The organism is Nostoc sp. (assembly GCF_036918245.1).
Classification (GTDB): domain Bacteria; phylum Cyanobacteriota; class Cyanobacteriia; order Cyanobacteriales; family Nostocaceae; genus Nostoc.
In genome coordinates this window covers 13,263-40,200 of record NZ_JBALEF010000052.1, presented here as the reverse complement: position 1 = coordinate 40,200, position 26,938 = coordinate 13,263, and the positions used below count along the sequence as shown (strand labels likewise).

Sequence of the window (26,938 nt, the reverse complement as noted above, 5' to 3'; positions counted from 1 at the left end):
TTCTGACTTCTGACTTCTGACTTCTGACTTCTGACTTCTGACTTCTGACTTCTGACTTCTGACTTCTGACTTCTGACTTCTGACTTCTGACTTCTCATTTAAGTTTTTCGTGAACAGCCAAAATAATTTTTTCGGTTTCTTCCCAGCTAATACATTTGTCAGTTACAGAAACACCATATTTTAATTCTTCTTGTTTACCAGTAATCGGTTGACTACCTTCATACAAATGGGATTCCAGCATCATGCCAACAATTGATGTATTACCATCCACTATTTGCTGAATAATATTTTCTAAGACAGCACCTTGTAATTTGTAATCTTTATTGGTATTGCCGTGGCTACAGTCAATCACAATTCTCGGTGGTAAATTTGCCTGTTTTAATTTCTCTTCTATCAGTTTGACATTTGCTGGATCGAAGTTGGGTTGACTACCACCCCTTAAAATTACGTGACCATAGCCATTACCTTTAGTTTGAAAGACGCTGACCTGACCGTTTTGATTAATTCCCAGAAAATGATGCGGGTTTCCAGCTGATTGTAGGGCATTCAAAGCTACTTGAATATTGCCATCAGTACCGTTTTTAAAACCTACAGGCATCGAAAGTCCACTTGCCATTTCGCGGTGAGTTTGTGATTCAGTTGTGCGGGCACCAATGGCAGACCAGGTAATCAGTTCGCTGATGTATTGAGGTATGATTGGATCTAGTGCTTCTGTGCCAGCAGGTAATCCTAACTCTGTAATTTTTAATAGCAGCTCCCGTGCAATTAATAAACCTTTCTCTACATGGAAAGAATCATCCATATCTGGATCGTTAATTAACCCTTTCCAGCCTACAGTTGTTCTTGGTTTTTCAAAATACACTCGCATAATTAATAGCAAGTTATCTTTGACTCGCTCGGCCAATATTTTCAATCTCTCAGAATATTCGAGCGCTGCTTTTTGGTCGTGGATTGAGCATGGGCCAACTACTATAAATTTCCTCCGATCCTGAAAATCCAGGATATGTTCTATTTCCTGCCTATATGCTAAAACTCTTTGTTCAGCTAATTGTGTCAAAGGTAATTTTAACTTTACTTCATTGGGAGTTAATAAAATGCGATCGTTCTCAATGTTAGCGTTCTCGATATTACTATTAAATAATTTGTTGTGCATGGGGATGCTTTGGCAATTCTATAGACGCACTTCAACTCAAAAGTGTAACACAAACCGATGAAATTTTGAAATAGCTGATTTTCTGCTTGACAAATTTCTAATTAAACTGTACCTGAGTAAGATAATAACTGAAAAAGGGGAAATATTTTCCCCCTTTTCTTTGCTATTGGACTACCGACTGAGTGGTAGTGTATATCATTACTGCGATACAAACACTTTAGCTTCGTATGGCCCCAAGTCAATTATGATGCCATCGTCACCAGCTTCGACATCATAATTGCCTGTCCACTCGTGCCATGTACCAGCGCTAGGAAAGTTAGAAACATGATAGTCAGCTAAGAAGTTTTCTGAGAAATTTGCAATTACGACTACACGAGAACCTTCATCATTCCAACGAGTATAAGCTAATACTTTAGCTTCAGGATTTTCGTGGATAAAATCGATATTTTCTGTGTAGAGAGCATGATTACTTTTACGCAGGTTGGTTAAGCCTTTGTATGAATCAAATAAACCACGATTTAAATCATTCCCTAACAGTGTCCATTCGATTTTGGCTGATTCAGATTGTTTAGGTTTATACTCGCCAAATTCTTCTCCCATCCAAATCAAAGGCACACCAACAGCAGTCATTAGGATGGCTACTCCTAATTTAGCCCGCCGAAAGGCTTCTTCGTCAAAAATTTCACGGTTCCCCAGTTCAACCATGACATGATTATGGTCGTGGTTGGTGAGATAATTTACCACATTGGTGGCACCCAAAAAGCCTTGGCGCTTGCAGTCAATCACATCTTTGAGACGCTCTAAATCAAATGTATCACCGCAAATATGTTCTAGAATGCAGTGATAAAAACTGTCATGCCAGCAACCATCCATTGGCCCATCTACATTGGTAATGCTAGGAGTTTCAGGAATGTGTTCAGCAACATTATAAAAAGGCTTCATGCTAGCAGTTTTTTTGGCTTCCTGAACAATCCAGTGCATGAAATCGTAGTTGGCAATTTGCCGCGCCGCATCATAGCGAATACCATCAAGATGATATTCCCCAATCCAAAAACGGATTGTGTCACCAATAAATTTCCAGGCTGGCTTAATATCTAATTTTTCGTCATAATGTTCGTAATTAAACTCAGGCCCCCAGTTATTATCAGGGTCACGAGGCTCGTGATGATACCAATAATCGTGGTCAATTTGTGTTAAGGGAGCAGATGCTTCTGAGTGGTTATAAATTCCGTCAAGAATTACACGAATGCCTTTGCCATGACACTCATCAATCAATTTTTTCAATTCAGTGGTAGAACCATAACTTGATTCTGTTGCAAAGAAGTGGCGCGGATTATAACCCCAGCTATAATCACCAGGATATTCTTTAAGTGGCATCAACTCAATAGCATTGATTCCTAGTTCACACAAATAGTCTAACTTTTCAATGACGTGTTTGTATTTCCCTCGTGCATAAGGATCGTCCTCACCACCAGAAAAGTCACCAACGTGTAATTCATAAATTACTAATTCGTGGTCAGCAGGTAAAGGTTTATCATCATGTTGCCAAACATAAGTATCAGTAATCCTTTTCCCATCTTTTACCCGGATAACACCATCGTCTTTTCCACTTTGTTCATCTATATCAGTTGCATAAGGATCTGTAACATCAACCCATTGTTCTGGTTCAAAAAACCATGAATTTGACTGAATGCGGAATTTATATTTATAAACGCCATCTTCTAGTTCAACACTTGTGCGGAAATAACCATCATCACCTCTTTCCATTGGAATTTCTTGCCAATCAGAAAAAGAACCAATTAATGCGGCTCCTTTGTTGTAAGGTGCAAATAAATTAAATTCAATTGGCTTTGCCATAAAAGTGTTTGTAATATCAAGGGTTGATAGAAATATTCTCTGATGCTCAATAGAATTTGAAAATAGCTCCAGAGAAATAATTAGATTGCGAGTGCTTCTATCTTCAGGAAGAATTTATAAATTCTTTATAAAAGTTAACCGTATTTCTTTGATTTTTGACTGTTTATAGTATTTGTTTATTAACTAAAATACGGATTTACTATCCTGCAAAGAGTGTCTATAAAAGTAATCTTTTTTAAGCTATTGCATATAACCACAGAAAATTTTAAATAAAACAACAGTTTTTATAATGTTCAAATACAGCAGGTATTTGGTAAAAAACATCATATTTTTACCAAATACCTGCTGTAAAATTACTATTTTTTGTTATTAGCTTGTTGCAGATAACTTAATAACCAATTCGCTGCTGTCGCCCTGCGAGTTTGCCGAGGCCCAAATTCTCCAATTTTGTAACCTTTGAAACCCAGTTTTTCTTTTAGCATTTGTTTATTTTCAACAGGAATGGAACGAGTCAGCTTGACAGTTGCGGGGCGAGATTCAATGAAATCTGGTGGTTGTGGGTACTCATTATGCCATTCTGATGCAACTTGGTTAGTGTCCCATTGTGCAATTGAGGAGTCATAGCGATAACCTAAATAATGCCATAGCAACTGGTTGACTGTGGCATCATCAAGTTGATCGTCAAGAATTGCCCAAATTGTTTCTGTATTAAGTGGTGGCAGGTTAGACATAAACAATTCAAAATTCCAAGTGGAATAACTGACTACTGATTAAATTACAGCAGTTTTCAGGTATTTAGACTACGACTTAGATGGGGAGTAGGGTAGTTCAATTACTTAAAAAGCGCTGGAAATGTACAAAAACTAGTAGGTATTAAGAAAGATCGGAATTAATTTCGCTAGTTGGAGTTAAAAACAGATTGTGTATACACAAACTAGGTAGACTGGAAATCGTAAAGATTAGACCAGTCTATGCAGAATTCTACAGCACTGCCAAAGATTATCCGCGCCCATGTATTCATTTCTGGCCGAGTCCAAGGAGTGGGGTATCGCTATTCTACTGTCGATACAGCTAGGCAATTGGGATTAACCGGTTGGGTGCGGAATCTCCCCGATAATCGAGTAGAGGCAGTTTTTGAAGGGGCGCGAGAGGTTGTAGATGACATGGTTCGCTGGTGTCACTCTGGGCCACCTGCTGCTGTAGTTAAAGATGTTGTGGTTGAATATGACGAACCGGAAGGGTTGCGAGGATTTGAAGTTAAGCGAGTTGAGTAGGGAGTTAACAAGGGCACAGGAAAGAAAAACTATCCCCTGTACCCTATAAACTATGCTGAAGTGACCTGTATACTCGTGGGTTTTTCCTGTTCATCCTTTGAAGCAGTTTACCGCCTGTGAAAAATTTTGATTACAATGCAGATGTCAACTAGGCGGCGTGCTGTCTATCCACGTAAATCCAGAAGATACTCAATGAGTAATCAATTAAAAGACTACAATCCCAGCGGCGTAGGTGAAATAAATGGCAATCTCTTAGGTTTGCCCTGCGATTATGAGTCTGCAAACTTGATTGTTTTTGGTGTGCCGTGGGAAGTCACTGTTTCCTATGGTGCTGGCACTGCTAATGGCCCACAGCGAATTCTAGATGCTTCGACTCAATTAGATTTGTTCGATTTTGATCACCCTGATGGTTGGAAGCAGGGAATTTTTATGGAAGAAATTCCCCAAGATATTTTAGAGAAGAACACATACTACCGCGCTTTGGCAGCAAAAATTATCGGGCGATTAGCCCAAGGTAAACAACTTTCAGATACACCAGATTTAACATCTGTCCTGACAGAAATTAATCAGGCTGGTCAACAGGTCAATCAATGGTTGTTTGAAAATTGTCAGGCAGCAATTAATAATGGTAAGCGAGTTGCAGTCATAGGTGGAGATCACAGTTCGCCTTTAGGTTATTTCCAAGCATTAGCAGCTAAATACCCAAACTATGGGATTTTGCACATTGATGCCCACGCAGATTTACGCGATGCTTATGAGGGATTTGAGTTTTCCCATGCGTCGATTATGTTTAATGCGATGAAAATACCGCAAATTTCTAAGTTAGTGCAGGTAGGTTTGCGTGATATTAGTCATGATGAAGTGCAAATGATTGACCAATCCGATAGTCGCATTATTGCTTATTATGACTCAGCTATTAAGCAAAAGCTTTACTCGGGCACAACTTGGATTGATTTATGCCGAGAAATTATCAGTCATTTACCTGAGTATGTTTATATTAGCTTTGATGTAGATGGTTTAGATCCAAAACTGTGTCCGAGTACGGGTACTCCTGTTCCAGGTGGGTTGGAATTAGAGCAAACTTTTTGTCTATTCCGAGAATTAGTTAATAGTGGAAGAAAAATTATTGGCTTTGATATCTGCGAAGTCGGTGATGCGGAGTGGGATGGTAATGTTGGAGCGAGAGTAGTTTACAAGCTGGCAAATTTGATGGATTTATCAAACAGAATTCAGGAGTCAGGAGTCAGAATTCAGAATTAATTCTGTACGACACTTCTCTACGTTCGCGCAGCCTGAACGTAGAGAGCGTCGCGTCTGAACAAGAGAGTTTAGAACCCCCAATAAATCATTCGCGTAACGTCTCTGAAAGAGGAGATTTAGTGGTTTTCAATCGGTGGCGGGTCTGTAGCAAGATCCCGCAGGGTATCCCCCACTGATTGTTCTGACTCCTGAATTATGAATTCTTCTTCAACCAGAATTTGTATAAGGAACAAATAATCATTACATCAGCGTCTTGTCTCTATATCTATTTCAGAATATAGATACTAAACTAATTCCAGATAGTGAAGTTATGGAATTATATACTTTATTGTCTATTAGTGGCTGAATACTATTTCTTTGTTTTATTTTACTATGAAAATCATGCTAAAAAACTACTTTAATACCAATCAAGCGCGAATTTTGACTGCTTTGATTTTGACTGGAATTTTGTCTGTTGCTAGCGGTTTAACACTTGTCAAAGGTGCGACGGGCGCTTCTGCGAACTTCTCTCTAGAAACAAGCAATGAAGTTCTTAAAGACAATATTAAACCAAACCGCTTGCCACGTCCAGTAGCTAATGCAGTACTGCGAGATTTAGCCCGCAGGCAGGGAATTTTTACTAGACAATTGCAAATTATTGACTACAATCAACAGACTTGGCGCAATGGTTGCTTGGAACTGCCTCAAGCTGATGAATTCTGCACCCAAGCCTTAGTTCCTGGTTGGCGGATTGTGGTATCTAATGGCAAAGAAAACTGGGTTTATCATACCAATAATAATGGGCGATCGCTACGTTTAGCTTCGGCAAACACTCCCTCAGAAAATCTGCCAGATAAATTACCTACATCTGTAAAAAATGCTGTTTTACAAGCCGCATCCAGACGTTTGCAACAGCCAATTTCTCAGTTAAGCATTATTGAGGCTCAACAGCAAACTTGGAGAGATAGCTGCTTAGAATTAGCTAATGCTGATGAATTCTGTACCCAAGCTTTGGTATCAGGCTGGCGGGTGGTTGTCGGCGGAGTTGACCAAACCTTGGTTTATCATACTAATCAAACAGGTTCCGCACTCAGGCTGAATCAAAAGGCTAACGAAACTACACTGGGGCCTGTGCAAATTCCAGCTAGTGAGTTACCACCACCGTTAGATCGAGATATAGTATTTCGCCAAATCTCCAGTGGGGGTTTTGCTGGCAGAACCTATGAGACTGTTTTACTCAAAGATGGACGACTGATTCGCGTGCGGATTGGTGATGCTAATGATTCTGAACGTAGTGTTCGCCGTGTTTCTGTGCAACAGTTGCAACAATTTGTGCGATCGCTAAAACGTTCTCAGTTTAGTAAATTTCGGAATTTGAGTTACCCAGCCCCCAGTGCTGCTGCTGATTATATCACCTACACCCTTACCAGTCAAGAAGGTACGGTTCAGTACAATGATATTTCTCAAAATAACCTGCCAAAGAATTTACAGACAGCAGTCAAAGCCTGGAATCAAATCGTAGCCAGCGCACAATCATAAACTTCATTGATGGAATTGAAGAATAAGAGAGTGGCAAGAACCTAGCTACAGACTCGCCACTCTCTTACAAAGTGACGGGTTTCAAATTTCCCAGATGCTGGCGATCGCACTATCTTGAAAAATCAACTTTCAAAATAGCGAAACTAATGAAAGGTGTTTACGGCAATATGTTAGTTGGAATACTAATCTAACTCACCGTTTTCTAAAATACCAGATAGGATTAAAATTAAATATGAAGGCAACTATTAAGTATCATCTGCTCAAAGTGCAATATTATATTAAATTGTCAATCCTCCAAAAGAAGTATATTAAAACTATTAATCAAGCTTATTTAGTTTAAATTGATGGGTAAGCAAGTTTGTAGTAAGGACTAAAGTGCTTATTACAAAACCTCTTGCACTAGCTTAGAAGACATTGCACTAGTACAGTACGACGGAAATCTAGCTACTATCTCAATTAACTAGATAAGTTGCTCTGAACAACTTGTTAAAGGTAGGCAAACTTCCGCCACAGCGAACTAGTTGTTTTTACTCAACTATACTCGATTGATGTGAAAAAATAGCACACTTAATCAAGTAATATAAACTTAGTAAAAAAAACTGAGTAATAGTAACTTCTATAAATTTTGGAAAACAGGCTTGTATATTAATCAAACATTTGAAATAATAGCTAAAACAATCATTTTTTGTACTGAATTATTAATTATAAATTATGATTAATGAGTTATTAGTAATCACTATGATAGCGGCATCTAGCAAAAATTATCACAACAACCAAAAAAAACGAATCTGCTATCAAGTACTTTAATCTCATACAAAAATTACATGGAACAAGTAATTACTTCAATGGCAGATGCTTTGTTAGTAACCAGTAATTCAGGAAAAATAAAAAAAGTAAATCGTGCTGCTCAACAATTATTTGGTTTTGAGGAAGAAGAATTAATAAATCAACCAATATCACTAATCATTGATGAGGATCAGTTTTTAATTAAAGCGATTTATCAACATTCTTATTTAAAGCGTAATTCCCAGAATCTAGAAGTAGTTTGCCGAACAAAAACTAGAGAAAAACTGTTGATTGCTTTTTCTTGCTCAGTGATTCCCAAAAAAACAGATGGATTAGAAGATATTATCTACATTGGTCGGGATATTACTGCTTGGCAACGCCGGGAACAGCGTACAATTGCCCAGTATTCTATTACTCGCATATTATCAGAATCACAGAGCATAAAGCTGGGAATTCCACAAATTTTGCAGTCGATTTGTCAAAACTTGGGATGGGATTTAGGCGAACTTTGGACACCAAGCCAATATATTGGCACTTTGGTACAAGGAGATAGTCTCAATACAGTACTAAGGTGTGTGGAAATTTGGTCAAGTCGATTAGTTTCTGTGCGAGAGTTTAAAGCAATCACCTGGCAAACTACTTATACGCCTGGTGTTGGCTTACCTGGTCGAATTTGGATCAGACGTTTGCCTTTGTGGATTAAAGATATCACAGTAGATGGAGATCAAAGGCGATCGCTACCGGCTGCGGAGGCTGGATTGCACGCAGCTTTTGGCTTCCCGATTTTAGACGATAGTGAAATCTTAGGAGTGATGGTTTTCTTTAGCCGGGAGTTACTATCAAAAGATAAAGACCTATTGCAGATGATGGGTTCTATTGGTAGCCAAATTGCCCAATTTATCAAACGCAAACAAGCAGAAGATGCTCTTGTAGAAAGTGAAGAGCGATATCGAGATTTATTTGAAAATGCTAATGACTTGATTCAATCTGTCAATCCATCTGGTCGTTTTTTGTATGTCAATCGTGCATGGCGAGAAACTTTGGGATATAGCGAAGCTGAAATTGCGAATATGAGTATTTTTGATATTATACATCCAGAGTTTAAACAAAGCAGTTTGCAAAGATTTTATCGCGTGCTATCAGGAGAAAAGTTTGGGCAAATAACAACTATATTCGTTACTAAAGACGGTCAAACAATCTTTCTAGAAGGTAATATTAATTGTAAATTTGTTGAAGGTCATCCGGTTGCGATTCGCGGCATTTTTCGCAATGTAACCCAGCGAGTAGCAGCAGAAGAAGCACTTCGCTATCAGCAGAAAGAAACCGAACGTTTATTGCTGAATATTTTGCCAGTCGCAATTTATAGAGAAGTGAAAGAACAACCAGCTAGCATTGCCGAAGACTTTGCTGATGTCACAGTTTTATGTGCAGATATCGTCGGCTTGACTGAAATTGCTACTTCTATGAGTGCAATTCAATTAGTGAACCTACTTAACCCAATTTTCTCAGTTTTCGATCGCCTCACCGAACGATATAGTTTAGAGAGAATCAGAACCATTAACGATGCTTATGTGGTGGTTGGTGGCTTACCTACACGCCGCCAAGATCGTGCTCAAGCGATCGCTCTGATGGCACTAGATATGCAAACTGCGATCACTCTATTTAATATTGAGAATAACCAAAATTTCAGCATCCGTATCGGCATCCATAGTGGTTCGGTAATGGGGGGAGTCATTGATCTGAATAAGTTTACTTATGAACTCTGTAAAGACACAGTAAACATCGCTAGCTGTATGGAATCCCAAGGTATTGCTGGTAAAATCCAAGTTACAGAAAATACTTATAAGTGCTTGTGTAATGAATTTGTATTTGAAAAACGAGGCGAAATTGAAGTTAAAGGCAAAGGGAAGATGACAACTTATTTGTTGATTGGACGGAAGTGAGAAAAGGGGATTAGGGAGTGGTGCATATAGCTATCTGACCTCTCTCCTAAAAGGAGAGAGGCTTTGAATCTTACTCCCCTTCCCTTATAGGGAAGGGGTTGGGGGTTAGGTTTCTATTGGACTCAACACAGAAGCGCTATATTAAAATTCCCCACTCCCCTAGTGAGAATTCGGAATCAGCCGACCACAGGGATAAGTTGCTGTTTGCTGTGAAGCACTTTCAGCAACTGCTGCTGGAACCTGATCCGATGGTCGGGTTTTGGCTGCTAGATAGTCTTTTTGCAGTTTCTCGAAAATAGCTTCTCGCCTGTCATACAGACGCTTCAGGGGACGAGGCTGGCATTTGTTTAACACGTACGCTGTCACCAGTGGTAGAGCGATCGTGCTATCGGTATAACAAACGATTGTGTTAACTAACTCATCCGGGTCAATCTTACCCCAACTGACAGCTTCCGATGGGGTTGCTCCAGATAAACCGCCTGTATCTGGACGTGCATCGGTAAATTGCACAAAGTAATCGTGTCCTCGTTCTTCTAACCCCAAAACCTCGTGAAGTTGCGGTTGGGTTTGTAGCAAAAAGTTTTTAGGACTACCACCACCAAGAATTACAGCTGCACTTTTACCTCCTGATTCACGGGCATTATATGCGATCGCTGCTGTCTCATTCACGTCAATTGATGGATCTATCACCAACTGCGAACCTTCCAATGCTAAAGCCGCCACGTTCATCCCAATTGAGCTATCTCCTGGAGAAGACGTATAAATCGGTACACCATATTCATAAGCTGTAGCTAGCAAGCAGGAATGCTGCACACCCAATTGCTTTTCTACTTCTCGGACATATTTACCTAGTAAATAGTGAAATTCAGCTGTTCCCATCCGCTTTTGAAACGCTTCTCCTTGGAGAATCTTGCGGATGAACGCATCAGTTTCTAGCAGCACATCGTAACCAAAGATAATGTCATAAATGCGGATCGTGCCTTCTTGACGCAGTTTCACATCATCCAAAAACGGATTACCAGCAAAGAGTTCAAAACCCAAACCATAGTGCATATCGTGGTAAAGATTTGCACCAGTGCTAATCATCCAATCAATAAAGCCGTTGCGAATTAAAGGTGCAAGCGCTGAAACCCCAAATCCTGCTGGCGTCATCGCACCAGAAAGGCTAACGCCCACCGTGACACCTTCCGTTAGTACATCGCGACTCAGTAGTTGGCAGATTTCCCGCAACCGCGCTGAGTTGTAAGCGGTGAAGTATCGATCGATCAAATCCACTACATTGATATCATTTGATATCGGTGTAGGTGCAATTTTTTGACCCAGCTGTTTAGACATTTTGGCACTCCCGAACAGTAAACACGCCGAATCTTATGTTATCTAGCTTTCAGCCAAAGTGATAGCAATACTTTTTTACCACTAGCTTGAAAAAGCAAGTGAGCAGTAGGAGAAGAAACCTTTTTCATCCCTTTTGGGATTTTCCGATGATTAGCTGTCTTGAAACCTTATAAGCATTTCACAGGCACATTAGTCACATTGCTGCGAAGTTGCACCATACACTAGCATTGGGTTGTATACAATCCATAGTGGGCGATCGCTTATAATCGCTCCTGACCATTCATCGCTACAAGTAGCAGTGTTACTTGCTCTGGCTCTAAATTTGGAAGCCGACCGAGTCTAAAAAGTGTTGCCCCTAACTTGGCTGCTAGAGTGTCTACGGCTAACGGCTCAAACGCTCGCACTCGAAGTAAGCTTCGTTGTTCAGTAGCGAGCGCTTCACAGCATTGTCTAAATTCAGGCGATAGACTTTGAATTAATGACATATCTTTAAGGATCTTGCTTCAATTCGCCATCACTTTGAGACAGATCGCGATACGCTGCGTTGACTAAAGATGCCAGAGCATTAGCGATCGCCGGATCAAGATTTTTGTCAGCGCGTAGTTGAATGGCGATCGCTTCAGGTGTATCCAGTTGATTCTTGTCTGTGGTTCCAAACAACTTTGCAGGTGGCACTTCTAGCAATAGATATAAAGTACTAGTATCTAGCTAAACTTTCAACATCATCAGGCTGATGTGCTGGTTTGAGATACATTGCACATTCTCTGACAACATCATCTAAATTAGCGTTATTTTGTTTAGACCACTCTTTTATGCAAGCATAGCTAAGTTCTTCAATTTCATCAGCATTGACGAGGGCACGCTCAGTATTTTCCTCACATTGAAGTAAATCAAGTAATTGATTACGCGATTTCTTCTGCAAGCTTTTTGACTTAGGATCGTAAAGAGTCCATTTGTATTCATCCTTGTATTTAAATAAAACGTAAATCAAAATTGTTCGATCTGAATAAATTTTTGCACTAATAATATCGTCACGAATATTACGGGCGTAGTCGCGGTTATTATACAGCTTAGATACATGGTGATAAAATGGTGATACATTGTCATCGACTAAAGCCTCTAAGTTAAGTACACCCGATTGAATTGTGACTTTTGATGTATTATTGAAAAAATCAACTTCTTCTTCCTCATTTATAGATAGAACAGGAAGCTCCATAATTTCTTGAGATTGACTGTGGCGATTTGTCAGGTTAGTGTAACGTTTTGCAATGCCTAAATCTCGTAAAGCATCACCTTCTAGCGGTGGAACAAAAGTGTAAAGCTCCACAGTACGCGGTTCAATCCAGGGTCTTAGAACACGACCTGCTCTTTGTGTAGGCTCAATTGCTGTCCAAGCTAAATCGTAATTGATAACTACAGGGTTCATAGATTGTCTTGGAATCAAACCAGGATTTTGGCGGAGAATCAGTCATAACTCAGTGGTAATACGTTTGAACTATAAATAATAATACATTTTAACTAAATTTTGTCAAAAATGTAACTTTTCGCCGCTTATTGACAACTTTAGTAGTCAATGTGGTTCTAATTTGCTGACTATTTCTGAAACCTTCTATTTTCAGATTTGCTAGTTTTCACGTTGGTAATGCCCACGCTGTTTTGATGCCAGAACAGCAAGCGAGAGAAGCGATCGCGATCACCTTCTTTTACTAGTCAACTCCTACGATCAAGCTCGTTGGGCAGCAAACGAAATTCGCAATTGCTGGTGAAGTATGCAGGACTTTGTTTATCACCTAGTCCCTGACAATACATATACTTACACAGAAGATGACTTTGATGAGCTAGCGAAATTTGTCAAACCACCTGATAAGGTTGCGCTCAATCGTACAGATATTGAAACTTTTGGGCAAACCAAGGGAAAGATTCTTGTTGCTCCGATGAATGTGAGCGGGCGTGGTTTCAATATTTTGAATGCCAACGGGAAAGCCGCATTTGGTGCTATTTACTGCGAGTTCCAACACCTGAGCAAATACATGAGTTAGTGATTATTTGGGCGCAGGAGTGGACAAAGCGATTTGATGGTAAGGGGAAAGCAGATCAGGTGAATAGTGTTTGCGATCGCTATCATTGGTGGCTTTAGCGGTTCTCTGGTTGCAGCGAATCTTTTACGCAACGCAACCATGTTGTTAATCGCGACTTATAGAAGGTGATAGAACATTATGGATTGGACTAGGCTTCATTATCTTGGAAACTTGCTTTGCCCACCTTGTTTTCTCGGTTCTACATTACCTTGAGTTTTATTCATGGAGAGTAGTTTTTGTACAAAGCTATGGGGGTTAATCCAGATTTTGTCCTTATCCCCGACGCACTCGGCATTCTTGAAGACGTGGAAATTGGTTTGTAACTTTTTTGGGTGGAATATGAGTCAATTTTGGTAAACTTTCAGTTACCCTGAAACTTATAACTCACCACTCAGGACTAATGCAAGATAGGCAAGAACAAATTTCGCAAGTGGTAGTGACTGCTGGGCAGATGCGCGATATTGAAAAGCGGATCTTTGCAGCGGGAATGCCTGTAGTTGCTTTGATGGAAAAGGTGGCGGGATTAATTGCCCGTCGCATTCCAGAAATTCCTGCAAACACCTTTTTGTTAAGGGGATCTCATGTGGGAATTCTTGTCGGCCCCGGTCATAATGGTGGCGATGCTTTAGTTGTAGCCCGTGAATTATACTTTCGTGGGTATGAAGTTTGGATTTATTCTCCTTTTTCTAAGCTTAAAGAATTAACTGCGCAGCACTTGCAATATGCCCAGAGTTTGGGCATTCCAATTTATCAAACAATTGAGCAACTGCCAGATTCTGATTTGTTGATTGATGGCTTGTTTGGGTTTGGTTTAGAAAGAAATCTGACCGATCCCATCGCCTCTGCAATTAATCAGCTAAATGAATTGTCTGTACCGATTTATAGTATCGATTTACCTTCAGGTTTACATACCGACACAGGCGAAGTATTGGGAACTGCCATTCGCGCCACTCATACATTTTGCTTAGGTTTATGGAAACTCGCTTTCTTCCAAGATTGGGCGTTGGAATATCTTGGTAAAGCTGAGTTAATCGATTTCGATATTCCTTTAGCTGATGTAGAAGCTGTTCTCAAAGATGCACCTAAAATTAAACGGATTACACCAGCAAAGGCACTTGCTACTTTACCTTTACCTCGTCCAGCAGTTACTCACAAATATAAGGAAGGACATTTACTGCTAATTTGCGGTTCGCGGCGGTATGCAGGTGGGGCAATTTTAACTGGTTTGGGTGCTAGGGCTAGTGGTGTCGGGATGCTTTCGATTGCCGTACCCGAATCCCTAAAATCTCTTTTGGTGTCACACTTGCCAGAAGCGTTAATTGTCGGTTGTCCAGAGACGGAAAGTGGAGCGATCGCCCACCTAAAACTACCAGAAAACACCGATCTGAGTTCCTTTAATGCGATCGCTTGTGGCCCCGGTTTAACACGAGATGCGACTCCGATTGTGCAAGAAGCGATCAAAAGCGATCGCCCTTTGCTTCTCGATGCCGATGGTTTAAATATCTTGGCACAAATGGGAGCGATCGCCACATTAAAAAAACGCCAAGCAGTAACCGTACTCACACCCCACACGGGCGAATTTGAACGATTGTTTCCTGATGTCGCCGATGCCAAACATGACAGAGTGAAAGCCGTACAAGAAGCTGCCGCGCAAAGTGGGACAGTAGTGTTGTTGAAAGGGGCAAGAACTGCGATCGCAAACCCTCAAAGTGCTGTTTGGATTGTTCCTGAAAGCACACCCGCCTTAGCGCGTGGCGGTAGCGGCGACGTGTTAACTGGGCTACTGGGTGGATTGTTAGCGCAAGCAGCAACTAAACAGATTCCCGTAGAAGATATTGTGGCAACTGCCGCATGGTGGCATTCACAAGCAGGTATTTTAGCAGCCCAAGAGCGTAGCGAATTGGGTGTAGATGCGTTTACATTGACACAATATTTGATGAAAGCTCTAACTTAGTCAAATTCCTCGTTCCCAGTCTCAGACTGGGAATGCCATCCTAGAGGCTCCGCCTCTAATTTAAATAAAATCATGGGACGCAGCCGCTACCACGTACTAGGAACCCAGCCGCACTTCCTCACCTGCACAGTTATAAATTGGATACCACTATTCGGCAAAGTTGAATTTACACAAATTATTTTAGATTCCCTCAATTTTCTGCAACGTCAGCAGCGTTTAACCTTGTATGGTTATGTAATTATGGAAAATCATCTCCATCTAATCGCCTCTGCCGCCAGTTTATCTAAAGAAATAGCAAACTTTAAATCATTTACAGCTCGTTCTATCATTGACTTACTTGAAAAAAATAATTCCAACTACATACTTAACCAGCTTGAGCTTTATAAATTAAAACATAAGACAAAACAACAATATCAGCTTTGGCAAGAAGGTTTTCATCCGCAGGCGATTCTAGATCAGGAAATGTTTAGACAAAAGTTAGATTATATTCACAACAATCCAGTCAGGCGTGGTTATGTGGATGATCCCGCGCATTGGAGGTATTCTAGTTGCCGCAATTACATCGGGCAACTCGGTTTATTACAGGTAGAGTTGATTGATGTGTGAGAGAAGGCGGAGCCTTGAGGATGGCATTCCCAGTCTCTGACTGGGAACGAGAAAACCAGGAATGAGGAACGAGGAGTTTGTATCAGGCATTGACTAAATACCAACGCTGTAGCGCCAACCGCTGAATTTCGCGCCAGGGAATATTATGTTTTCGGGCTAAGTCTGCACAATCTTCATATTCTGGCTGCACATTTGCAATAACTTTTTCTGGTGATTGTTCTTTCCATGCTATCTTGACACGCACTTTGCCATATTCCGTTTCCACTTGTTGAATTTCCCGTTGTAAAATGGCGCGTTGCTGAGTTGTTCGCCGAATGCCTAAAGTTGTAGTTTCGCGGAATATGACGGCTTCACAACTGAGTAAATTTTCTGGATGACAAATCACAGTTAGCAAAATTCCCGGACGGGACTTTTTCATACCGATCGCTTGGGTAAAAACATCCAGCGCACCAGCCGCAAACAACGCCTCAAATACATAGCCAATCGCTTGTGGACTTAAATCATCAATTTGGGTTTCTAATACCGAGATGGTTTCCAAATTTGAGCTAGTTTCTTCAGAATCACTGGAATTGGAGTGTAAACTTGCACTTTCACCCAACCAGAGGCGTAAAATATTGGGAATGGGTAAATTTATGGTTCCTGCTCCCAGTCCTATCTGCTTGATAGCGATCGCAGGTGGTGAACCAAAATCTCTTGCCAAAGTAGTAGCGATCGCAGCTCCTGTTGGTGTTACTAATTCTCGGTCAATGCCATTGCTATAAACTGGACAACCCCGCATTTCCCACAGCTTTAATACCGCTGGGACTGGTACTGCCATCTGACCATGTGCAGCCCGAACAGTGCCGCCACCAGTCGGAAACGCCGAGCAGTAAAGTAGGGGCAATCCTTGTTCATTGCTCGCAATCCCCAACCAATCCAACCCCAGGCAAGTACCCACAATATCTACGATCGCATCTAAAGCACCCACCTCATGAAAATGAACTTTTTCAGGCGAAATGCCATGCACCGCCCCTTCTGCTACTGCTAGCTGTTGGAATACTGCCAAACTCCAAGCTTCTGCCCGTGGTGGCAACCCCGCTTTGATAATCATCCCCTCTATTTCTGGCAAGTGGCGTGTGTGATCGTGACTGTGTTCGCGATCGTGGTGATGATGGTGATGGCGATCGTTTACTAAATCCACATGGACTTTAGTCGCCTGCTGACCATTCTGTTGGACAAGTTCTGCCCTTAACTGATATTCCTGTTCAATACCCAACCTATTAAGTTTTGCAATTAAATACTCCACAGGAACACCCAAACTTACCAATGCTCCCAGGCACATATCACCAGAAATTCCTGTCGGACATTGAAGATAAGCGATTTTATTCATAATAAATTTGTCATTAGTCATTAGTTATTTGTCATTAGTCATGGGGCATGAGGCATTGGGAATTGGGAATTGATCAATAATTAATAGTTTTTCTTCCCCTGCTCCCCTGCTCCCCTGCTCCTCCAATCCCCACTCACCGAGTTATGGCAAAAATTTTCCCAGTTCATCCGGATAATCCTCAAATTCGCCGAATAGAGGAAATAAAGTCGGCGCTCTCTAGTGGCGCAGTCATGCTTTACCCTACTGATACAGTCTATGCGATCGGTTGTGATTTGAATGCCAAGTCGGCGGTAGAACGAGTGCGGCAAATTAAACAGCTAGCAAACGATAAACCATTGACATTTTTATGTTCCTCGCTTTCAAATGTGGCAACTTATGCCTTCGTAAGTGACACAGCCTATCGGATTATGAAACGCCTGATTCCAGGGCCATACACGTTTTTGCTCCCAGCTACGAAGTTAGTACCGCGATTGGTGCAAAGCCCCAAGCGGAAAACTACTGGAATTAGAGTACCAAACCATACTGTGTGTTTGGAGCTGCTGGCAGCCTTGGGCAATCCGATTATTTCAACTTCAGCACATCTGCCACCAGATGAAGCAGATAATGGCATGATTCGGATAGATCCTGAAACGATTCAGTCGCGGGTAGAGCTATTTGATCGTTTGGACAAGTTGGTAGACATAATTGTAGACACTGGCGAGGAACCTACTTATGAAGTATCTACTATCTTGGATATGACCGGAGACAAAGCAGCAATTATACGGAGGGGTTTAGGTTGGGAAGCAGCAGCAGCATGGGTATAAAAATTCCACTTCACAGGCGCACCTTTCCGTTTCGGAAATTGTGATCAAAACAACTCCAGTTTTAAAATTGTCATATTTAAAAGCGATGTCTAGGATGGGCTTTTCGGTGAGGCAGTGGATATAAGAGGATGGTGGCAAAACTTGACACAGTAAGGTATTTGACAACTTTAAGAAAATGGCGGGTACTCGTGTGCCAGCGTTAAGATGGTGGCTTGTGAAAAAAACCGACACATTGCCAGAACTGTAACTCTTTCGTATTTCCTATAGTTTTGATATATGAGCTTTAAATGTGAGCATTATATACGGCAAGTCTTGATGGATGAATGCCCAAAGATTCTCCAGTCAAGGACGGTCTTGATTGCTGTGTCTGCGTTGTAATTACGGTGCAATACTACTGGAAAAGTCATGAAAGCTAACGTCGTCAATCTACCAAACTCTACACCCATTTTTGACAACCACATTTCGACTGAAGAATTTTCAGATAGCAGCAGCGATCGCTTGATTCAATTGCTGTCTGAGGAAATGCAAGCGCAAGTGAAAGCAACACCCAAGTGCGTAGAAGCTTTAGCAAAGCGCATAGCCGTAGAAGTAGAACGCATTTGCGATAAAAGCTCCCGCATTCAAACATCTGGGGAAATCAAGTCCTGGCAGATGACATTGGGAAGGCATCGGATGCAAAAGTGCTTACGTTACTACCAACTAGGTTCCAAACAAGGGCGGGTGGAATTACATAGCAATTTGGGTGCTATGGTTTACCGTCATGTAACTATGTCTGGTTCGGAGTTGGGCTTTGATGCTCGTTACAGCCTGATTGAAGATTTTTTACAAGCATTTTATATCGAAGCGATCAAAGCTTTCCGTAGAGAAAACGAACTACCAGAGAATCACACGCCGCGTACTCAGCTGCAATTAGCTGAATACATGGCCTTTACAGAACAGTATGCCAAACGCCGGATCAATTTACCTGGTGGTGCAAATCAGCAATTAATTATCTTGCGCGCTCAAGGTTTTGCTCGTCGTCAGCCCCAAGAGACTACTGTGGATATTGAAATGGCGGTAGAGTCTGCTAAGGGTGAAGAAGCAGAATCTTACCAGCGCAACTCGGCGGTGCAACAGCTGCGATCGCAAATGATCGCCCAAACTAATTTCGATCCATCTGAAGAATCAGAACGCGATCGCGTCATCACTGAATTGATGAAATATCTGGAGTCTCAAGGCCAATCTGACTGTATGAACTACCTCAGCTTGAAACTTCAAGACCTCTCAGCCCCAGAAATTGACCAAATTCTCGGTTTAACTAGCCGTCAGCGCGATTATCTCCAACAACGGTTTAAATACCACGTAGAAAAGTTTGCCAAGCAACACCACTGGCAATTAGTACATCAATGGTTAGGCGCGGGTTTAGAGCAAAAATTGGGTTTATCTTCCCAGCAGTGGGAAATCTTTGTGAATCAACTCACAGAACAACAACAGCAAATATTACAGTTAAAAACTGCACGGGAAAATGACGTTGCGATCGCCAAAGCCATCAAATGCACCCCCAAACAGCTGCAAAAGCGCTGGACTCAACTTTTAGAACTAGCATGGACTATCCGCAACGGTCATACTGAAGCCCAGACAGGTTGAAGCCAAGACGAAATCACTAAAATTTATCCAAGCTAAATTCCAGTTATTAGAGAGGTTGTTGAAGACGTAAAAGCCAGAATCTCTCAACGATATGGCTAGAAACCTAACTAGCCTTATAGCCGCAGAACTAGACATTATTGAGGCTTATGACTGGCACAAAGGGCGCGAATTAGGGTTAGGCGCTGAGTTCCTACGCTGTATTGATGTCTACCTGAATTTAATTTAGCATCACCCCAACACATACCAGATTGTTCATCAAACCTATCGCCGCGCTACAATTAGGCGTTTTCCCTACGTCGTTTTTTACGAGTTTAATGAACAGGAGATTATTATCTACGCTGTTTTCCACTGTTCCTAAGACCCAGAAAAATGGCGTAGCCGCTTGCAATAGTTGGTCTTTGAGACTAAAGAGAAATTCATTATTTTAACTATTATCTGAATTAGTAATTCGTTCCTTACCCAAATTATTAATACATTTGTATTTGTTTAGTACAAAAATACCAATAAATTCAGATTTTTACCTATTAATCCAACCACGTTTAGCCAAAATCAAAAATTCATATTAAGCAACTGAACCTTTTTTACTGCTTCTGTGAAATCCTATAATAAGCAGGACTTTTGGCAGAGGGATTGAAGATGGCTCTGACTCAAGGCGGACGGGCAAATAAGTCTGGGAATATTTTAGAAGCAAATGTAGAAGCAATCTTGCATGGGCATAATTATTTTCAAGTAGGGAACTATGTCCAAAAAGAATTTATATTAAATGCTACTTTATTGCCAAAACGTTATGGCAAAGAAGTTTATATTGGAACCGGAATATATCATACTTATTTGAAAGTTGATTTTTATGTTGTTGGCTCACCTGCAATGCCATCTGGTTTAATTTTCGAGTGCAAATGGCAAGAAAGCCCCGGTTCCGTTGATGAAAAGTTTCCTTACTTGAACATGAACATTCAGCACTATTACCCTGCACCAACTATCGTAATTTTAGGCGGTGAAGGTATGCGAGAAGGCGCAAGCAAATGGCTGAAAGCAAGAGTTAATGATAACCAGAATTTATTAGCAGTTTATAGCTTAGACAGATTCATTGCTTGGGCAAATAAAAATCTTTAAAAGATGTAATTAATAGTTCGTCAATCATGCCTCTATTTTTTATGTTCGAGTTAATTGAACGCGCCGCTTTAATTTTATAGGTTTCAAAATTGATATCAGTATAAATTTTTTTAATAAATTCACTATCAGAATTGCATACCATAACTTTGACACCACGACTTGCTAACTCTGCACAAGCATCTCTTAAAAGTTCTTGGTCTTTTTTACTAAAACAATTTTGACTATAAGCAGTGAAATAGCTAGTGTCACTGATCGGATGGTAGGGCGGATCAAAAAATACAAAGTCATCACTGCTAGTCGCATGATTTAAGACTTCTGTAAAATCTGCTTGTTTAATTTCTGCATGGGAAAGTGCTTCGGAGGCTGTTTTTAATAAAACCTCAGCACAAATATTGGGATTATTATATTTGCCTAAAGGTACATTAAATTTCCCCTGTGAGTTGACTCGATAAAGACCATTAAAACAAGTCTTATTAAGATAAATTAGACGAGCAGCTTTTTCTATATCAGTACCACTAGAGTTATTTCTGACGCTATAGTAATAATCTTTACTATGTCGGCTTTTATGCTCTTTTAATAGATAAATTAATTCTTCGAGACGATTTCTAACACAACAATAAGTGTTAATTAATTCGGCATTAATATCAGTTAAAATGGCTGCACTTGGTTGGAGATAGAAAAAAACAGCACCACCACCTAAAAATGGCTCATAGTAATTTTTATAACTCTTGGGAAAATAAGGAATATATTGCTGTATTAACCGACTTTTACCCCCTGCCCACTTCAAAAATGGACGCGGGCTAGTTTCCTTTGAGACTTGAATTACCATTTACTTACAATTTAACTGAAAATAATTATGACTAAATAAAGCCAATATAACCGACGAACCAAATTTTAGATTAACTGGCTAATTTTCCAGCCGCATATATTACAATTGAGTAGATAAAGCATATCAAAACAAACGTAAGTATATAACAAGGCAGTTTAGATTCAGATGTTTGACGGATTTTGGGATAACGTCTTTCGCTACCCCCGATACTTAATTACGATCGTCTTAGGCTTGTTTCTGAACACCTTTGCGCCATTAGTGCCATTGTTGAAACGCCCTATCACCTTGATCGCTATCTTGGGTTTATTTGTGAGCAGCCTAGTCTTCCTGACTTTCACCCTACGGGCAATGCTGGGCTTGAGTGCAATCTAGACTAGCGTTATATCGGGGCTGTGCCCCACAGACGGTTGCTCTTGGCGTTGCTCCCGCTAAGTACTGTCTACCCAACTTGCATCTATTTTTGTCGTACAACCTCTGTGATGAGGCGAAATTTTTATGGCTACAAATCGTCGGGTTTCCCGCGTTGCTGAACTGATCAAACGGGAAGTTAGCCAAATGCTGCTTAACGGCATTAAGGATGACCGTGTGGGTACTGGAATGGTCAGTGTTACTGATGTTGATGTTTCCGGCGATCTCCAACACGCCAAAATCTACGTCAGCATCTATGGTACAGATGAAGCTAAGGTAGAAACAATGGCAGGCTTAAAGTCGGCCACAGGTTATGTCCGCAGCGAACTTGGGGCGCGGGTACGGCTACGTCGTACACCAGAAGTAATATTTCTCGAAGATCGCTCCATAGAACGCGGTAATAAGGTATTAGCATTACTAAACCAACTTAACCACGATCGCCCGCCAGAAAATCTGGTAGCAGTAGAAGACAGCACTGGTCAAAACGATCAGGAATTCTCCGAATAAGTAACTAAAACAACAATGTAACTTCAGAACAATTAATCTCAGCAAATCCGCCAAACAGTTTACAGACGTGACTAGATCGCGTCTGTTTTAATGTAAACATAACCTCATTCAGCAAGACCCTTCTCTTCTTGTGGGCGAAACAAGGTTTAAACATTCTTCCTTGCTAAAACTCCATTCCTTTATGGGTGGAATATTCACTAATTCTGAATTCTGAATTCTGACTCCTGTTTATGTGTGTCGTGATTCCGAACTATTATTACTCCACCCTTTTACAGATGTTTTTCAAAAGAAAACTGGATGATGTTAGTGCTGAAATTAACTAATAAATTACGAGCTTACTTAAGAAATTGTTAACAGATGCTATGGTTGAAGCCTTCGTAGTATACTTTAGCCGTTATGTTTTGCAACAGTTTATACCCTAGTAACTGACAAATATTATTGTGTTGTTTACCTTAGATGAATACCAGCAGTTATAGATCCAGCTTTTAAGGTGATTATTTGATATGTAAGCAATCGCGATATAAACTCTCCCCACCCACCAAATCTTGCCTAAAGACAGTAATGGCAAGACTTTCAGACTTGTGGCATCCAAGTCATACAGCTATATAAGCAGGTTAAGTTAACTACTCGGAATTTTTTTTGTAAAGCGGATTTTCCCAAAATGTCAGGATTCGTTGACTTTCTTAACATTTCTTGAGATATTTTTCGGAGATGTAACGTCAAAATAAAAATAGTTCCGTATAGCAAACTACAAAATCTTAGCCACAAGTCTAATTTCTGTAATGTTTGTTCCTAATTATTAACGGGAACACTATCGTAAGTGTTTATTTGTGAGTAAAAAACATGAGTGTGAATACGGTGCCTTCTATCAATTACTACTCTCTAGATCTGATTCAAGACGAAGCCCGCCGACTGGTGCAAAAGGGAATGATTAGCCGACAACAGCCAATATATACCCTCTGCCAATACATTCCAGCGAGAGAGTGGGTTTGCGTTGAATGTGAATTAGAGAAATGTGACTTTTTGTTACGCGATCGCATTGGCGACCTAATTGGTCGTGAACAGTGGGACAACGACTAATCAATGTTTGATGTCGGGTTTGGGATTGGGAGTTTGTTTTTGATGTGTAGATGTCACCATCAACGATTCAACGCTCAATCTGGGGAATAATCTCTGGTTTTTGATGATTGCCCTATACAGAATCTTGCGTTTTTGATTAATACAGAAGCATTTGAGTCTGAATTTATACAACTTTTCAAGTTAAAGAAGGCATCAAAACCATTTGTTATGTACATCTGGTGTTACGGCTTGAGTTTAGTATGTAGATTCAGTGAAGTTCCTACATTGATCTGATAGAAGTGCAGGAACTTCACTTTTGACTCGCAATTTATTGCATCGCTTCTCTCAAGTAAGTGATAACCTGCTTGCTGTTCAAAGCCAAAATCCATCTGGAAAAGTTTGCTAAGTCGGGCTAACCGACACCAGTTGCGACAACAAAGGGAACCTCCGCCAGCAACTGGCTTAACCTTTATAAAATCCAAAATTTGTATAGTATTTTTTCGGAAAAAATCTCGAAAAGCAGAGAAAAATCGGATGAACTATTATCCTACTTGCTCTAAATACTGATTAATGTCTTCAATGATGCGAGTAAGTTCAGCTTCAGTAGTCAGGCGGATGTTGACGTTGCGGACAGTCAGCAAAACTTTGGCTGCGAAGGGCGTTGGCCAGATATTCGGATTACAAAAAACTTCTAAAAATACTTCACCCGTATAACGGTATTCCAGGGGAGGCTGGGGAGTAACTCTACCACCGCCAGGAGTGGGTTTAGCAGCGATCGCTTTTAGGCGTTCCATCAGTTGATCCGTCGCTGTCTTTAATTCTCGTGCTGCTTGGGGTGAAAAACTGAAGGAGACTGAACCTTCAATTAAGTTCAATGTTAGAGGAATTGAAGACATATTTTTTTTATTAAAACTTCTTGATAAGTAATTATATTACCGGAAGAAGGGGTCTGAATCCCACTCTGATAGTTCCCGATGTCTTCTTCAAAGACCACTAGTACAGCTGCGCGTAATTCGTTAGTCTGTCAAGACAAGTATTTTGTCCTGGGTAAATTACCGACAGGAATTGTCCGCACGCCGAGCATCAAGTGAAGCCTCTTTACATAAGCGTTTCGAGCAGGCGATTTCGGAGGGTGACTTACCAGCTAATTCCGATCCAGCCGCTCTCGCCCGCTTTGTTGTGACGGTCAATTGTGGAATATCAGTTCTGGCGGCAACCGGAGCCACCCGAACGGAACTCCTGCGGGTTGTGGAGACAGCATTGCAAGCTTGGCCGCAGTAGGATAGCACCTATTTGGTGTCGCATGGACATCTGAGGTGGAAAGAGTCATACCATTTCACTTTAAGGTTGATACAAATAGGCAGCAGGGAGCAGGGGGAAAGAGTTAGAGACAAATCATTTGTATCAAGCATTTCGTGAAATGGCATCAGATTTTGCTCCTCCAATTTGGACAATTTTCTAAATAAACCATGAGCTTCCTTATCCTTATCAGATAGTAAATAACACTCATTAAGCCGATCGGTTATTTAGAGTAAATACAGACCCCTAATGATCGTCATAATATCTTTGAATACAATTTGATATGACCTCAGTTGATGTATTAATAACAAAGTTAATTAAAATATTACTGAAATTAATGCTAAATATACGCGGTTATTTATAAAGCCATTACTAATGTCTATCCAACTTGTAGCTGTTGTTAGTTAAAAAGAATCTCAATAAATCGATCTAAAACATAGAGGTTATAGAGAGACTTAGCTCTTACTACGTAAGACTTTGATACACTTTATTTGTGTTTATTTGGATTTTGAGGTCTACATTAGAAGTCATAGAATTTGATGTGATAAATTATCTATGACTTACGATAACCGCGCTGAAGTAAGAAAGGTTTTAATTATTACCCTATTGCTCAACCTATTTGTAATGGGATTGAAAGCACTTGTGGGCTACTGGACAGGTTCTTTGAGTTTGCTAGCTGATGCCTTGCATAGTGTGACAGATAGCGCCAACAACGTTTTAGGATTAGTTGCGAGTAAATTTTCTTCTCCACAACCCGATCGCGAGCATCCCTACGGACACAGCAAGTTTGAAGCTGTGGGCGCTCTAGGAATAGCCTCGTTTTTAGGAATAGCCTGTTTTGAAATTCTGCAAGGAGCAATCGAACGAATTCTCAAAGGTGGTGGTGAACCGATAAAAATATCGCCACCTGAGTTGTGGTTATTACTAATTGTGCTGGGTGTGAATATTTTTGTGACCTTTTATGAACGTGCTGTGGGTAAGCGGGTAGGTAGCTCAATTCTTATAGCTGATGCGACACATACCATGAGCGATATTTGGGTAACAATCTCTGTAATTGGTGGCTTGATAGGAGTTTGGCTAGGTTATCAATGGATGGATTTGGTGTTAGCTTTTCCTGTCGCCTTGTTGGTATTTTGGAGTGGCTGGTCAGTTTTAAAAGAGAATTTGCCTTGGCTTGTGGATCAAATGGCGATCGCACCAGAAGCAATATACGCGATCGCCACTTCTGTTCCAGGTGTAATTAACTGTCATGCGATCGCTTCTCGCGGCGTTCTTGGTCGTCAAGTGTTCATTGAAATGCATTTAATAGTAGATGCAGCAGATGTAGAAACCGCCCACCACATCACCGAAGAAGTAGAAAGCCGATTAGAAGAACGATTTCGTCCAGTGAGAATTTTAATTCACGTCGAGCCACCAGCATATAAGTCTGAGCAAATTAGTTTTGAAACTGGAGCAAAGTAGTCTCAGCAATTCTAAATCACGCCCTGTTTAAGTGTAAAACAGCCCCTTTTGGAGAATGAAAAAGACTTGCTCTAATTCACTTATTAAAAAAGAGGATTAGGGGGGATCTAGCCTGAACCCAAGCATATTGTATTATTCCCGACATTTTTTTCGCAAACCAATATCTTACCAAAAGTGATGTTCTATAACCTTGATTTCTTCGTTTAAAAAATACGATAAGAAAAGATGACGAAAATAACAAATAACTACTGACAAATAACTGCATCTTTGTGTCAATTCTTATAAGAAGCAACCAAATCTGCGACGATCGCAACTAGTTCTCCGGGATCAACAGGTTTAGCCACATGAGTCTGAAAACCCGCTTCCAGAGCGCGGCTACGATACTCGCTATCACCATAAGCAGTTAAGGCGATCGCGGGAAGTTTTCCATAAATATCAGGCTTTAGTGCCCGGATCTTGCGGATAAGGGTGTAGCCATCTTCATCAGGCATAGCAATATCACAAATCAAGACATCTGGTTGCAACTCAGGTAATACTTTCAATGCTACCGCTGCCGATTCAACTGCCATAATGGTGGCTCCATCAGCCTCCAACACAGTAGTAATGTAAAAGCGGCTATCATCATCATCATCAACTACGAGGATGTTTAAGCCAGCAAGGGGAAGAGCAGGTTCCATAACATCTCCATTAATGTTGATCG

27 protein-coding genes are annotated in these 26,938 nt (G+C 40.7%); 16 read left to right on the top strand and 11 right to left on the bottom strand.

What is annotated here, in order from left to right:
• Positions 1-94: 94 nt before the first annotated feature.
• The 3 genes from V7L12_RS14040 to V7L12_RS14030 all read right to left on the bottom strand — a co-directional run bounded on the left by V7L12_RS14040 (position 95) and on the right by V7L12_RS14030 (position 3,741).
• Positions 95-1,153 (bottom strand): 3-deoxy-7-phosphoheptulonate synthase, encoded by a 1,059-nt coding sequence (locus V7L12_RS14040; RefSeq protein ID WP_335084895.1) that lies wholly within the window; start codon positions 1,151-1,153, stop codon positions 95-97.
• Positions 1,154-1,351: 198 nt separating this feature from the next.
• On the bottom strand, positions 1,352-3,010 hold the full coding sequence (locus V7L12_RS14035) for an alpha-amylase family glycosyl hydrolase (protein WP_335084893.1): 1,659 nt from the start codon (positions 3,008-3,010) through the stop codon (positions 1,352-1,354).
• Between the two features lie 356 nt (positions 3,011-3,366).
• Entirely contained in the window at positions 3,367-3,741 is a 375-nt protein-coding gene (locus V7L12_RS14030; RefSeq protein WP_335084891.1) for a DUF1823 family protein, read from the bottom strand.
• Between the two features lie 240 nt (positions 3,742-3,981).
• Between V7L12_RS14030 and V7L12_RS14025 the strand changes: the two genes are divergently transcribed.
• The 4 genes from V7L12_RS14025 to V7L12_RS14010 all read left to right on the top strand — a co-directional run bounded on the left by V7L12_RS14025 (position 3,982) and on the right by V7L12_RS14010 (position 9,791).
• A complete protein-coding gene (locus tag V7L12_RS14025) occupies positions 3,982-4,284 on the top strand; it encodes an acylphosphatase (protein ID WP_335084889.1) in 303 nt (100 codons plus the stop codon).
• Between the two features lie 192 nt (positions 4,285-4,476).
• A complete protein-coding gene (gene speB / locus V7L12_RS14020) occupies positions 4,477-5,544 on the top strand; it encodes an agmatinase SpeB (RefSeq protein ID WP_334824272.1) in 1,068 nt (355 codons plus the stop codon).
• Positions 5,545-5,916: 372 nt separating this feature from the next.
• Entirely contained in the window at positions 5,917-7,062 is a 1,146-nt protein-coding gene (locus V7L12_RS14015; RefSeq protein WP_335084887.1) for a hypothetical protein, read from the top strand.
• An 824-nt stretch (positions 7,063-7,886) separates the two neighbouring features.
• Complete coding sequence (locus V7L12_RS14010; protein WP_335084886.1) at positions 7,887-9,791, top strand: adenylate/guanylate cyclase domain-containing protein; 1,905 nt, start codon at positions 7,887-7,889, stop codon at positions 9,789-9,791.
• Positions 9,792-9,950: 159 nt separating this feature from the next.
• Here the strand turns inward: V7L12_RS14010 and V7L12_RS14005 are convergent, their stop codons facing one another.
• The 4 genes from V7L12_RS14005 to V7L12_RS13990 all read right to left on the bottom strand — a co-directional run bounded on the left by V7L12_RS14005 (position 9,951) and on the right by V7L12_RS13990 (position 12,552).
• On the bottom strand, positions 9,951-11,126 hold the full coding sequence (locus V7L12_RS14005) for a homospermidine biosynthesis protein (protein WP_335084884.1): 1,176 nt from the start codon (positions 11,124-11,126) through the stop codon (positions 9,951-9,953).
• 260 nt (positions 11,127-11,386) lie between these two features.
• Positions 11,387-11,611, bottom strand: coding sequence for a hypothetical protein (locus tag V7L12_RS14000; protein WP_335084882.1), 225 nt, complete (start codon positions 11,609-11,611; stop codon positions 11,387-11,389).
• A gap of 4 nt (positions 11,612-11,615) precedes the next feature.
• Complete coding sequence (locus tag V7L12_RS13995; RefSeq protein WP_335084880.1) at positions 11,616-11,801, bottom strand: hypothetical protein; 186 nt, start codon at positions 11,799-11,801, stop codon at positions 11,616-11,618.
• Positions 11,802-11,823: 22 nt separating this feature from the next.
• The gene (locus V7L12_RS13990; RefSeq protein ID WP_335084878.1) at positions 11,824-12,552 is read right to left on the bottom strand and encodes a hypothetical protein; all 729 of its coding nucleotides are present in this window, start codon (positions 12,550-12,552) and stop codon (positions 11,824-11,826) included.
• A 343-nt stretch (positions 12,553-12,895) separates the two neighbouring features.
• Here V7L12_RS13990 and V7L12_RS13985 point away from each other — a divergent pair, with 343 nt between their 5' ends.
• From V7L12_RS13985 to V7L12_RS13975, 3 genes are all read left to right on the top strand, one after another.
• Entirely contained in the window at positions 12,896-13,165 is a 270-nt protein-coding gene (locus V7L12_RS13985) for a hypothetical protein (protein ID WP_335084876.1), read from the top strand.
• Between the two features lie 439 nt (positions 13,166-13,604).
• On the top strand, positions 13,605-15,158 hold the full coding sequence (locus V7L12_RS13980; RefSeq protein WP_335084875.1) for an NAD(P)H-hydrate dehydratase: 1,554 nt from the start codon (positions 13,605-13,607) through the stop codon (positions 15,156-15,158).
• Positions 15,159-15,230: 72 nt separating this feature from the next.
• Positions 15,231-15,764 (top strand): REP-associated tyrosine transposase, encoded by a 534-nt coding sequence (locus V7L12_RS13975; protein WP_335084873.1) that lies wholly within the window; start codon positions 15,231-15,233, stop codon positions 15,762-15,764.
• Positions 15,765-15,846: 82 nt separating this feature from the next.
• Here the strand turns inward: V7L12_RS13975 and larC are convergent, their stop codons facing one another.
• Entirely contained in the window at positions 15,847-17,133 is a 1,287-nt protein-coding gene (larC, locus tag V7L12_RS13970; RefSeq protein ID WP_335084897.1) for a nickel pincer cofactor biosynthesis protein LarC, read from the bottom strand.
• 143 nt (positions 17,134-17,276) lie between these two features.
• On the opposite strand from larC, the gene V7L12_RS13965 reads away from it, so the two are divergent.
• The 4 genes from V7L12_RS13965 to V7L12_RS13950 all read left to right on the top strand — a co-directional run bounded on the left by V7L12_RS13965 (position 17,277) and on the right by V7L12_RS13950 (position 20,675).
• Positions 17,277-17,936: an L-threonylcarbamoyladenylate synthase gene (locus tag V7L12_RS13965; RefSeq protein WP_335084871.1), complete on the top strand. Its 660-nt coding sequence runs from the start codon at positions 17,277-17,279 to the stop codon at positions 17,934-17,936.
• Positions 17,937-18,341: 405 nt separating this feature from the next.
• The gene (locus V7L12_RS13960; protein WP_335084868.1) at positions 18,342-19,562 is read left to right on the top strand and encodes a HetZ-related protein; all 1,221 of its coding nucleotides are present in this window, start codon (positions 18,342-18,344) and stop codon (positions 19,560-19,562) included.
• Positions 19,563-19,653: 91 nt separating this feature from the next.
• Positions 19,654-19,788: a hypothetical protein gene (locus V7L12_RS13955; RefSeq protein WP_335084866.1), complete on the top strand. Its 135-nt coding sequence runs from the start codon at positions 19,654-19,656 to the stop codon at positions 19,786-19,788.
• Positions 19,789-20,198: 410 nt separating this feature from the next.
• Positions 20,199-20,675, top strand: a complete 477-nt coding sequence (locus tag V7L12_RS13950; RefSeq protein WP_335084864.1) for a PD-(D/E)XK nuclease superfamily protein — start codon at positions 20,199-20,201, stop codon at positions 20,673-20,675.
• Here V7L12_RS13950 and V7L12_RS13945 read toward each other — a convergent pair.
• Positions 20,647-21,504 (bottom strand): DNA adenine methylase, encoded by an 858-nt coding sequence (locus V7L12_RS13945; protein ID WP_335084862.1) that lies wholly within the window; start codon positions 21,502-21,504, stop codon positions 20,647-20,649. The genes V7L12_RS13950 and V7L12_RS13945 overlap by 29 nt on opposite strands.
• A 165-nt stretch (positions 21,505-21,669) precedes the next feature.
• On the opposite strand from V7L12_RS13945, the gene V7L12_RS13940 reads away from it, so the two are divergent.
• The 3 genes from V7L12_RS13940 (at position 21,670) to V7L12_RS13930 (ending at position 23,499) form a co-directional block, all read left to right on the top strand.
• Positions 21,670-21,876, top strand: coding sequence for a DUF751 family protein (locus V7L12_RS13940; protein ID WP_292775618.1), 207 nt, complete (start codon positions 21,670-21,672; stop codon positions 21,874-21,876).
• Positions 21,877-21,999: 123 nt separating this feature from the next.
• Positions 22,000-22,419, top strand: a complete 420-nt coding sequence (rbfA, locus tag V7L12_RS13935) for a 30S ribosome-binding factor RbfA (protein WP_335084861.1) — start codon at positions 22,000-22,002, stop codon at positions 22,417-22,419.
• Positions 22,420-23,262: 843 nt separating this feature from the next.
• Positions 23,263-23,499, top strand: a complete 237-nt coding sequence (locus V7L12_RS13930) for a DUF4327 family protein (RefSeq protein WP_012407481.1) — start codon at positions 23,263-23,265, stop codon at positions 23,497-23,499.
• A gap of 521 nt (positions 23,500-24,020) precedes the next feature.
• Here V7L12_RS13930 and V7L12_RS13925 read toward each other — a convergent pair.
• Positions 24,021-24,374, bottom strand: coding sequence for a hypothetical protein (locus V7L12_RS13925; protein ID WP_194046709.1), 354 nt, complete (start codon positions 24,372-24,374; stop codon positions 24,021-24,023).
• Positions 24,375-24,543: 169 nt separating this feature from the next.
• Between V7L12_RS13925 and V7L12_RS13920 the strand changes: the two genes are divergently transcribed.
• Together V7L12_RS13920 and V7L12_RS13915 are read left to right on the top strand one after the other, a co-directional pair.
• A complete protein-coding gene (locus tag V7L12_RS13920; protein WP_335084859.1) occupies positions 24,544-24,759 on the top strand; it encodes a hypothetical protein in 216 nt (71 codons plus the stop codon).
• A 573-nt stretch (positions 24,760-25,332) separates the two neighbouring features.
• Positions 25,333-26,238, top strand: coding sequence for a cation diffusion facilitator family transporter (locus tag V7L12_RS13915; protein WP_335084857.1), 906 nt, complete (start codon positions 25,333-25,335; stop codon positions 26,236-26,238).
• Between the two features lie 272 nt (positions 26,239-26,510).
• Here the strand turns inward: V7L12_RS13915 and V7L12_RS13910 are convergent, their stop codons facing one another.
• Positions 26,511-26,915: a response regulator gene (locus V7L12_RS13910; protein WP_335084855.1), complete on the bottom strand. Its 405-nt coding sequence runs from the start codon at positions 26,913-26,915 to the stop codon at positions 26,511-26,513.
• Between the last annotated feature and the right edge of the window lie 23 nt (positions 26,916-26,938).

Excerpts from the sequence above, each read along its gene's own strand:
- V7L12_RS14040 (WP_335084895.1), bottom strand. The coding sequence starts at position 1,153 with ATGCACAACAAATTATTTAATAGTAATATCGAGAACGCTAACATTGAG.
- V7L12_RS14035 (WP_335084893.1), bottom strand. The coding sequence starts at position 3,010 with ATGGCAAAGCCAATTGAATTTAATTTATTTGCACCTTACAACAAAGGA.
- V7L12_RS14030 (WP_335084891.1), bottom strand. The coding sequence starts at position 3,741 with ATGTCTAACCTGCCACCACTTAATACAGAAACAATTTGGGCAATTCTT.
- V7L12_RS14025 (WP_335084889.1), top strand. The coding sequence starts at position 3,982 with ATGCAGAATTCTACAGCACTGCCAAAGATTATCCGCGCCCATGTATTC.
- speB (WP_334824272.1), top strand. The coding sequence starts at position 4,477 with ATGAGTAATCAATTAAAAGACTACAATCCCAGCGGCGTAGGTGAAATA.
- V7L12_RS14015 (WP_335084887.1), top strand. The coding sequence starts at position 5,917 with ATGAAAATCATGCTAAAAAACTACTTTAATACCAATCAAGCGCGAATT.
- V7L12_RS14010 (WP_335084886.1), top strand. The coding sequence starts at position 7,887 with ATGGAACAAGTAATTACTTCAATGGCAGATGCTTTGTTAGTAACCAGT.
- V7L12_RS14005 (WP_335084884.1), bottom strand. The coding sequence starts at position 11,126 with ATGTCTAAACAGCTGGGTCAAAAAATTGCACCTACACCGATATCAAAT.
- V7L12_RS14000 (WP_335084882.1), bottom strand. The coding sequence starts at position 11,611 with ATGTCATTAATTCAAAGTCTATCGCCTGAATTTAGACAATGCTGTGAA.
- V7L12_RS13990 (WP_335084878.1), bottom strand. The coding sequence starts at position 12,552 with ATGAACCCTGTAGTTATCAATTACGATTTAGCTTGGACAGCAATTGAG.
- V7L12_RS13985 (WP_335084876.1), top strand. The coding sequence starts at position 12,896 with ATGCAGGACTTTGTTTATCACCTAGTCCCTGACAATACATATACTTAC.
- V7L12_RS13980 (WP_335084875.1), top strand. The coding sequence starts at position 13,605 with ATGCAAGATAGGCAAGAACAAATTTCGCAAGTGGTAGTGACTGCTGGG.
- V7L12_RS13975 (WP_335084873.1), top strand. The coding sequence starts at position 15,231 with ATGGGACGCAGCCGCTACCACGTACTAGGAACCCAGCCGCACTTCCTC.
- larC (WP_335084897.1), bottom strand. The coding sequence starts at position 17,133 with ATGAATAAAATCGCTTATCTTCAATGTCCGACAGGAATTTCTGGTGAT.
- V7L12_RS13965 (WP_335084871.1), top strand. The coding sequence starts at position 17,277 with ATGGCAAAAATTTTCCCAGTTCATCCGGATAATCCTCAAATTCGCCGA.
- V7L12_RS13960 (WP_335084868.1), top strand. The coding sequence starts at position 18,342 with ATGAAAGCTAACGTCGTCAATCTACCAAACTCTACACCCATTTTTGAC.
- V7L12_RS13955 (WP_335084866.1), top strand. The coding sequence starts at position 19,654 with ATGGCTAGAAACCTAACTAGCCTTATAGCCGCAGAACTAGACATTATT.
- V7L12_RS13950 (WP_335084864.1), top strand. The coding sequence starts at position 20,199 with ATGGCTCTGACTCAAGGCGGACGGGCAAATAAGTCTGGGAATATTTTA.
- V7L12_RS13945 (WP_335084862.1), bottom strand. The coding sequence starts at position 21,504 with ATGGTAATTCAAGTCTCAAAGGAAACTAGCCCGCGTCCATTTTTGAAG.
- V7L12_RS13940 (WP_292775618.1), top strand. The coding sequence starts at position 21,670 with ATGTTTGACGGATTTTGGGATAACGTCTTTCGCTACCCCCGATACTTA.
- rbfA (WP_335084861.1), top strand. The coding sequence starts at position 22,000 with ATGGCTACAAATCGTCGGGTTTCCCGCGTTGCTGAACTGATCAAACGG.
- V7L12_RS13930 (WP_012407481.1), top strand. The coding sequence starts at position 23,263 with ATGAGTGTGAATACGGTGCCTTCTATCAATTACTACTCTCTAGATCTG.
- V7L12_RS13925 (WP_194046709.1), bottom strand. The coding sequence starts at position 24,374 with ATGTCTTCAATTCCTCTAACATTGAACTTAATTGAAGGTTCAGTCTCC.
- V7L12_RS13915 (WP_335084857.1), top strand. The coding sequence starts at position 25,333 with ATGACTTACGATAACCGCGCTGAAGTAAGAAAGGTTTTAATTATTACC.
- V7L12_RS13910 (WP_335084855.1), bottom strand. The coding sequence starts at position 26,915 with ATGGAACCTGCTCTTCCCCTTGCTGGCTTAAACATCCTCGTAGTTGAT.